The sequence below is a fragment of the Streptococcus mitis genome (assembly GCF_001074635.1).
Taxonomy (GTDB): domain Bacteria; phylum Bacillota; class Bacilli; order Lactobacillales; family Streptococcaceae; genus Streptococcus; species Streptococcus mitis_E.
Map to the genome: position 1 here is coordinate 1 of NZ_JUQO01000205.1, position 2,257 is coordinate 2,257.

At 41.5% G+C, this 2,257-nt stretch carries 2 protein-coding genes; one reads left to right on the forward strand and one right to left on the reverse strand.

Annotation, left to right across the window (positions count from 1 at the left end):
* On the reverse strand, nucleotides 1–289 hold a 289-nt coding region (locus ADI58_RS08810; protein ID WP_049522281.1), incomplete at its 3' end, for a phosphopantothenoylcysteine decarboxylase domain-containing protein.
* Between the two features lie 225 nt (nucleotides 290–514).
* Between ADI58_RS08810 and ADI58_RS08815 the strand changes: the two genes are divergently transcribed.
* Entirely contained in the window at nucleotides 515–2,185 is a 1,671-nt protein-coding gene (locus tag ADI58_RS08815) for a formate--tetrahydrofolate ligase (protein WP_049522283.1), read from the forward strand.
* Nucleotides 2,186–2,257: the final 72 nt, after the last annotated feature.

Consider the following 2,257-nt stretch of genomic DNA (forward strand, 5'->3'; position numbering starts at 1 on the left):
CAGGAGTGTAGTCGGATACTGCCATTGAGTGAATCAAGACTTGATAATCCTGAACACGTTCTTGCATTTCAAGGAGAAGGTCGTTTGTATTGTTAATTTCTCGAATGCTTAGGTTGGGATGGGCTTCTGGCTTCAGAGCTCGTTTTGTTGTTATCAAACAAACTTCATGCCCTGCAGCAAGCAAGGTTTCTGTGATGATTTTCCCCAAGCGTCCTGTAGAATGGTTAGTGATAGAGCGGACGCTATCGATAGCTTCACTGGTACCGCCCGATGTAACTAAAATTTTCATAGCACTATTGTACACAAAAATAAACGGTAAGTAAAATGAAAGTGATAAAAATTTGGTAAAAGGAAAGAATATAGTTTTAAACTATAAAGCCATATAAAATTTAAGAAAGGACTCTAAAAACCTTAAAAACAGGGATATTTACGAACGTTTAGAGAGTTTTAGGATGTTAAAAATCTTGTTTTGTGTTATAATGAATTATCATATAAGAGGTTAGAGGAGTTTTGAATGAAAACAGATATTGAAATCGCACAGAGTGTTGAGTTGAAGCCAATCGTTGATGTTGTAGAGAAACTTGGTATTTCTTACGACGATTTGGAGTTGTACGGAAAGTACAAGGCTAAGCTCAGCTTTGATAAAATTCGTGCAGTTGAGAGCAATCCAGTTGGAAAATTGATTCTGGTTACTGCCATCAACCCAACACCTGCGGGTGAAGGAAAATCAACTATTACCATTGGTCTTGCAGATGCCTTGAACAAGATTGGCAAGAAAACGATGATTGCTATTCGCGAACCATCTCTTGGTCCAGTAATGGGAATTAAGGGTGGTGCGGCAGGTGGTGGTTATGCACAAGTTCTGCCAATGGAAGATATTAATCTCCACTTCACTGGAGACATGCATGCTATCACAACTGCCAACAATGCGCTTTCTGCCTTGATTGACAACCACTTGCACCAAGGGAATGAGTTGGGAATTGACCAACGTCGTATCCTTTGGAAACGTGTTGTGGACTTGAACGACCGTGCTCTTCGCCATGTAACAGTTGGGCTTGGTGGCCCTCTAAATGGTATTCCACGTGAGGATGGCTTTGACATTACAGTTGCTTCAGAGATCATGGCAATTCTTTGCTTGGCAACAGACATCGAGGACTTGAAACGCCGTTTGGCTAATATTGTTATTGGTTATCGTTACGACCGTACACCAGTTTCTGTAGGTGATTTGCAGGTTGAAGGTGCCTTAGCTTTGATTTTGAAGGATGCGATTAAGCCGAACCTGGTTCAGACAATTTACGGAACACCTGCCTTTGTGCACGGTGGTCCATTTGCCAATATTGCTCACGGATGTAACTCTGTCTTGGCAACTACAACAGCCCTTCACTTGGCTGATTACACAGTTACTGAAGCTGGTTTTGGTGCAGACCTTGGTGCTGAGAAATTCCTTGATATTAAGACACCAAACTTGCCAACATCTCCAGATGCAGTAGTTATTGTAGCAACCCTTCGTGCCCTTAAGATGAATGGTGGCGTGGCTAAAGACGCTCTGACAGAGGAAAATGTGGAGGCAGTTCGTGCCGGTTTTGCTAACTTGAAACGCCACGTTGAAAATATCCGTAAGTTCGGTATTCCAGCTGTTGTGGCAATTAACGAGTTTGTATCTGATACAGAAGCTGAAATTGCAGCCTTGAAAGAACTTTGTGCTTCAATTGATGTGCCAGTTGAGTTAGCAAGTGTCTGGGCTGATGGTGCAGAAGGTGGAGTAGCTCTTGCTGAAACGGTGGTTAAGACTATTGCTGAAAACCCATCTAACTATAAACGTTTGTATGACAATGACCTTTCTGTCCAAGAAAAGATTGAAAAGATTGTTACTGAAATCTACCGTGGTTCAAAAGTAAACTTCGAAAAGAAAGCTCAAACGCAAATCGCTCAAATTGTTCAAAATGGTTGGGACAAATTGCCAATCTGTATGGCAAAAACTCAATATAGTTTCTCAGATAATCCAAATGCACTTGGAGCACCTGAAAACTTTGAAATTACCATTCGCGAATTGGTGCCAAAATTAGGTGCAGGCTTTATCGTTGCCTTAACTGGTGATGTCATGACCATGCCAGGACTTCCAAAACGACCAGCAGCTCTCAATATGGATGTTGAAAGTGACGGAACTGTCCTAGGCTTGTTCTAGTATATTGTAATTGACTTTATACTCTTCGAAAATCAAATTCAAACCACGTCAGCTTCACCTTGCCGTACTCAA